At 46.8% G+C, this 5,792-nt stretch carries 7 protein-coding genes; 3 read left to right on the top strand and 4 right to left on the bottom strand.

The genetic code is table 11. The features are described from left to right. Positions 1–133: 133 nt before the first annotated feature. On the top strand, positions 134–316 hold the full coding sequence (locus ACR2PX_RS19195) for a hypothetical protein (protein ID WP_434000971.1): 183 nt from the start codon (positions 134–136) through the stop codon (positions 314–316). Between the two features lie 51 nt (positions 317–367). Here ACR2PX_RS19195 and ACR2PX_RS19190 read toward each other — a convergent pair whose 3' ends face one another. The 4 genes from ACR2PX_RS19190 to amrS form a co-directional block, all read right to left on the bottom strand. Beyond that, positions 368–838: a DM13 domain-containing protein gene (locus ACR2PX_RS19190; RefSeq protein WP_434000970.1), complete on the bottom strand. Its 471-nt coding sequence runs from the start codon at positions 836–838 to the stop codon at positions 368–370. A gap of 5 nt (positions 839–843) precedes the next feature. Further along, the gene (locus ACR2PX_RS19185; protein ID WP_434000969.1) at positions 844–1,344 is read right to left on the bottom strand and encodes a cupin domain-containing protein; all 501 of its coding nucleotides are present in this window, start codon (positions 1,342–1,344) and stop codon (positions 844–846) included. Between the two features lie 117 nt (positions 1,345–1,461). Continuing rightward, the gene (locus ACR2PX_RS19180; protein ID WP_434000968.1) at positions 1,462–2,853 is read right to left on the bottom strand and encodes an autotransporter outer membrane beta-barrel domain-containing protein; all 1,392 of its coding nucleotides are present in this window, start codon (positions 2,851–2,853) and stop codon (positions 1,462–1,464) included. Between the two features lie 215 nt (positions 2,854–3,068). Beyond that, on the bottom strand, positions 3,069–4,163 hold the full coding sequence (gene amrS / locus ACR2PX_RS19175; RefSeq protein ID WP_434000967.1) for an AmmeMemoRadiSam system radical SAM enzyme: 1,095 nt from the start codon (positions 4,161–4,163) through the stop codon (positions 3,069–3,071). Between the two features lie 63 nt (positions 4,164–4,226). On the opposite strand from amrS, the gene amrB reads away from it, so the two are divergent. Then, on the top strand, positions 4,227–5,006 hold the full coding sequence (amrB, locus tag ACR2PX_RS19170) for an AmmeMemoRadiSam system protein B (RefSeq protein ID WP_434000966.1): 780 nt from the start codon (positions 4,227–4,229) through the stop codon (positions 5,004–5,006). 81 nt (positions 5,007–5,087) lie between these two features. Beyond that, positions 5,088–5,660, top strand: coding sequence for an AmmeMemoRadiSam system protein A (gene amrA, locus ACR2PX_RS19165; RefSeq protein WP_434000965.1), 573 nt, complete (start codon positions 5,088–5,090; stop codon positions 5,658–5,660). The last annotated feature ends 132 nt before the right edge of the window (positions 5,661–5,792 follow it).

Genomic DNA, 5,792 nt, shown 5'->3' with positions numbered 1-5,792 from the left:
CGAAAAAGCCGGATTTGGCCATTTTTTATGATTCTTTTCGTTGAATAGCTCGCTATTCGCCTCAAATAATCATAAAAACTGTCTCAAACCGGACTTTTTCTCGCTACGGTCGGCTAAGTCCGACAGGCTCCTAGTGACTCACAGCACCTGCATCGACAAGCTGGGTGAAGCGCAGGACAATGATTTAGTCGTCATGGACATACACGACAAGTCAACGTACAACTCATCGATCTTTCTTGCAGTGAATAAGGAAGAGAAAGATGCTTACACTCTGGGTTATCTTTTTGCTGATGAATGGGATAAGGCCTTTAACTGAAACTATTGATAGGCTCAGCCGGACTGGGAAAAGTCCGGCTTCATATAAAGGTCAACGATACCTGGCAGCAGAGATAAACTGACCAAAAGACTCACACCATATAATTACGGTGTTGTAAGACTTTATATTGATATTGGATGGAACCTGAACAATAAAGTTCTTGAAGGTTTTAACATCACCCACCCGAACCATCTTTGGCTTTAATCGTTCAAAATCCTGTTCGTTGTCAACAAACTCAGGCGACAGATAGAGCTTGTAGTCTGGCCCTGGTGCCAACTCTCCCATTAAAGAAATAGCATCCTTTCCAACAAAAACTTTTCCCTCTCCCCAATGAAGACTGTCACTGCCTTTCAGGTTTCGACGAAACTCACCTGAAAATTTTGCTTTTTTCGCTTTTGTCTCAACCGCTGCAGCTTCCGGAGCAGGGGGGGCCGTGAGAATAGGCAATGCATAAATGCCCGCAGCAAAGCCAATAGCCAGTGCCAGAGCATGACTGATAAGCAGCACTATAAATTTTTTCATAGCCTTTACCGTGTCAATCGCTCAATCAGAGCCTTATGTTGAGGAAAACTATCCAACAGCTGCTTCGCTGAAGGCATTTCAAAATCAGCAAAGTCAAAACCCGGTGCAACGGTACAACCAGCAAGAACAAACGAGGATCGATCATTCACCTCAACCGCAAAAAGGCACCCGCCTGGTACGACAAACTGGGGAGCCTGCCCCTTTAGAATATTTCTTCCCAAGACAGCCGCTGAATAGCTTCCATCCGGCGAAATGACATGAATAGTCAGTGAAGCACCGTCGTAAAAATGCCAGACTTCATCTTGATGAATGCGATGAAATGCAGAAAAATCGTTTCCTTCAAGCAAGTAATAAATAGCTGTTGAAAAACTACGCTCACCCGCAAACCGGTCAGGCAGGCTGTCCTGGAATATCACTTCCTCTGAGCGATAAGTTTCCCGAAAAAAGCCGCCTTCCGGATGAGGCTGAAGCGCCAGCGCTTCAATCCAGCCGTTCGCATCCTTCACTATTTACATCCTCCTGTTGATGGAATGCTTTATAGTGGGATAACCGGAGCATTTCGTAAAGTCGAAGCACTTTAACTTTTCAGGCATTTGTTTCCATTGGGAAAGAAGGCCCTGTAATTAGAACCTGAATTCCATACCGGCCTGCAAATAATGACCCAGAGCATTTTCTGACCAGGTACCTGCGTAGCCAATATTCATGTTGAGTTGTTCAGTCAGCTGAGTCCCCATGCCCAATGAATAATAAGCTGCATTCTCGTCGTAGCCTTTGTAGCTGACTTTCGAATTCATGTAGTCAACATCGTCAGGCTTATAATCATTATGTTGCCAACCCAACGATGCTTTAAGCTCCATAGGCTGATTCATCTGAAAGCGGTCGTACGTCAGACTGCCTCCCATTCTGGACACCCAGCCTACTGTGCTCCCCTTGCCAACCATGCCCATAGACCAATTGTATTCATCCCGGTCCTGACTGGCATACAGGAACTGAATCTCTGGAGTTAACGTCAGACCCGTAGTTACACTATCAAGATTGATAGCGTAGCCACCACGAATATACGCATCCCACTCCTTACTTTTGTAATCCGCCTTGTAGCGAGTCACTTTACTATCAACCGTGTTCCAGTTGTAAGTTACCAGCCCCTCGGCATGGAAGCCTTCCTTACTCCAGGCGATCGTAGGCCCCAACTTCCAGGTTCCTGCATCAACCTCACCATTATGACCTTTAACGTCAGCATCCAGTTTTTGCCAGGCACCATAAATACCAAGCAGCCAGTCCTCACTGACCGGCCTGACCAACCCCATCTGAATGCCGTATCCACTGGATTTGAAGCCCGCCATGTCTTTCATCTTGTCCTGATCATAATAATGACCATAAAGCTCAACCAGTCCGAACCAGTCACCACTGACAAAGGCTGCAGCACCATCCGATACTGATTTCATGTAGCTATCCGTGTTTTCATCCTGTCCCAGATAATCGACTTCCGAGGACGCATCTCCATTTTCTGCTTTCAATAACGCAACAGGCGTCTTTTCCAGAAGGTTCCCCTCTACACCACTCATAGGAACTATCGGTATCCGGCCTTTCAGAATACTGCGAGTCAGCCCTGTAAAACTGTCGTATGCGGTAAGACTCGATTCAATCATCATTTTGTCGGCAATGGCAGGATGATTGAGCGCCAGTGGAACGGAAGGGGTAATCGTCATCTCTGGTACTGAGCCAGGAATACTTTGTACCGGAACCAGCTTGCCTTCTTTAATCTGCTGATCCACATTTTTGGCTTTATAGTAATACTGACCATCTTTTCCCAATTGATAAACCTTGTCGGTATCTATGGTTGCTTTGGCTTCAATCGTTTTTGAATAGGTAATAGTGGCACTGCTGCTATCTCTGTCGCTGGATACCGAAGATTCCACCCCGGGTTCAGCCAGGACGGGCATTAACCATCCTCCAGTAATACTGCTGAGTGCAACCAGCCTGATAGTATGAGAAAGATTGATCCTGACGTTCACAACTACTCCGATCTTCATGTGGCTATATGAATAAATCCCTCCAGATCAGAAAGTAGTCCATCGCGGCAGGTTATCCAGTTTTCCAATAAAACGAATCACTATCATTTCATTGTCGTATTTGCATTACGTCTGAGTTAACGCTAAATCCAACTGGGCAAATGGATAGAATGAAAATGAGAAAGGAACAGCAAATAAATACGAACCAAAGAAGTCAGCTAAGGATGCATTCTAATCGGGATTCTTTTGCTTCCCCATGCACCGGCCTGATCTTCAAAAACACCTGCGACCGATTCACCGCATTGATTACAACGCCCTGACTTCAAATTCCAGGTACCCAGTTGATACCAGTCCCGCTCAATCAACAAATGTCCACAGCTATGGCAACAGGTGCTGCCTCCCTGACTGTCGTGTACATTGCCGGTATAGGCATAACGAATGCCTTTGCTGATCGCAATCTCTCTTGCTCTGGTCAGGGTTTCAGCAGGCGTGTGAGAGTGACTCATCATTTTCCAGTCTGGATGAAAAGCGGTGAAATGAATGGGCACATCGCCCCCCAGATGCTCAACGATCCACTCAGTCATAGCGTTCAGTTCCTGATCAGAATCATTCTCACCGGGAATCAGCAGGGTTGTTACTTCAAACCACACATTTGTCTCATGCTTTAGATACTTCAGGGTTTCCAGAACAGGTTGCAATGCGCCACCGCATACCTTTTTATAGAAAGACTCAGTGAATGCTTTCAGATCAATATTGGCCGCATCAATAAACTGAAAGAATGTTTCTCTGGGTTCCTCACAGATATAACCAGCACTGACGGCAACGGAGCGTATTCCCTGCTCATGACCTGCAAGGGCAACATCTCTGGCATACTCCAGAAATATAACCGGATCGTTATAGGTAAACGCCATACTCCTGCAGCCTGTTTCCAACGCAGCCAGAGCTAACTGTTCTGGCATAGCCTGATCGGCCAGAGTATCCATTTCCCGGGACTTGCTCATATCCCAGTTCTGACAAAATTTACAGGCAAGATTACAGCCGGCTGTGCCGAAAGATAATACGGGTGTACCAGGCAGAAAATGATTCAGCGGTTTCTTTTCAACAGGATCAATACAAAAACCGCTGGATCGGCCATAACTGGTCAGAACAATCTGGTCCTGATGTCGGGCTCTGACAAAACAAAGCCCTTGCTGACCTTCTCTTAACTTGCACGCTCTGGGGCAGACGTCACACTGAATTCGACCATCATCCAGGCTGTGCCAGTATTCAGTGGGGAAATAGTCTGGCGGAGACTGACGGATTCCATTCATCATTGCAGTGCCTCGCTCGGTTCGCTGACTATAATTATAGAGCTGCTCATCCGGGGGGAAAGTTCAATGACTATTCGACCACCCGCTGTGTCAGGTGCTTTTTATCCCGACCAGCCTGAACTGCTGCAAACCGTTGTCACCAACTTAATGTCCGAAGCCACCGAGAGAGAACTGTCGCCTAAAGTATTGATCGTGCCCCATGCCGGATACATCTATTCCGGGGCTATTGCTGCATCCGGCTATAAACAGCTTGAGTCCTATCGCCGACAGATCAAAAGAGTAGTGCTGCTGGGTCCTTCTCATCAGGTTGCCTTTGAAGGAATGGCCTTGCCAGACTGTGAAGCCTATTCAACCCCAATAGGTGATATTCCACTTGATACAGTAGCCATTAATAGGCTGAGCCGATTCAGTCAGGTCCACACTATGGATGCTGCTCATGTCAGAGAACACAGCCTGGAAGTGCAATGTCCCTTTCTCCAGAAAACTCTGGACAACTTCAAACTGATTCCCCTGGTGGTTGGTGACGCTTCTGCCTATGCCGTAGCTGAAGTAATCGATTTTCTCTGGGGTGGGGATGAAACTTTGATCGTCATCAGCTCAGACCTCAGCCACTACCTCAGCTATGAAGAAGCCAACCACCGGGACAGTCTGACGACCAAAGCCATAGAGCAAATGAGCAGCTCTTTGACAGGAGGCCAGGCCTGTGGCTGTTACCCGCTGAATGGTATGCTGAAAGTGGCTCAACGCAGGGGCATGGAAGTGGTCACCCTGGATGTCCGGAACTCCGGAGATACAGCCGGCGACAAAAAGCGGGTCGTAGGATATGGCGCTTATGTTATCCAGTAGGGAGCCCCCGTGTCGATACAGTCTGTTATGCATCTGCTTATTGATTAGCAGACGCCCTACATCCAGAAAGGATCAAGCCGGATGGATCTGAATCTCTCAGAACAGGACAAGAAAAGCCTGTTACGCCTGGCCAGACATACCATTGCAACTGCCTGCGTTGAAGGTAGCCCTCCCGAGCTTGATTCAGCTCAGTTTCCGGCAAAGTTCCAGATGCATCTCGCTACATTTGTCACCCTTCAGAAATCCGGTGAATTGAGAGGTTGTATCGGCTCCCTGACCCCCGAGAAAACATTAATAGAAGATCTTGCATACAATGCTTTTGCCAGTGCTTTCAGGGATCAGCGTTTCTTTCCAGTGACCGAAAATGAGCTGACGGATCTGAATATTGAAATATCCATTCTGACGCCAATGGCTCCTATGTCCGTAAAGAATGAGGAGGATCTTCTGAAACAATTACAACCGGGTATTGATGGTCTGTTGATTCAAGGCGATTATCACAAGGCGACTTTCCTCCCCCAGGTTTGGGAACAATTATCAGACCCTAATGAATTTCTTCTTCACCTCAAACACAAAGCAGGACTTCAGTTTCATGAATGGCCTGATGACATGAAGTGTTTTTCTTATCAATGCCTGAAGTTCAAAGAAGACGATTAATTTACTCCTTAAGTCCCGCTTAACTTTGAGGTAATGAGCGAGCAGGCTGTACTTTTGGTAAGAGAGTACAGTTTTCATACACTTTGCAGTCTAATCTACAGCATCAGCTTGTGTTCATAATTGTTCCGCTTC

Source organism: Endozoicomonas sp. (genome assembly GCF_051008435.1).
Taxonomy (GTDB): domain Bacteria; phylum Pseudomonadota; class Gammaproteobacteria; order Pseudomonadales; family Endozoicomonadaceae; genus Endozoicomonas_A.
Note: the sequence above shows the minus strand (reverse complement) of the source record. Positions and strands in the feature narration are given on the sequence as shown.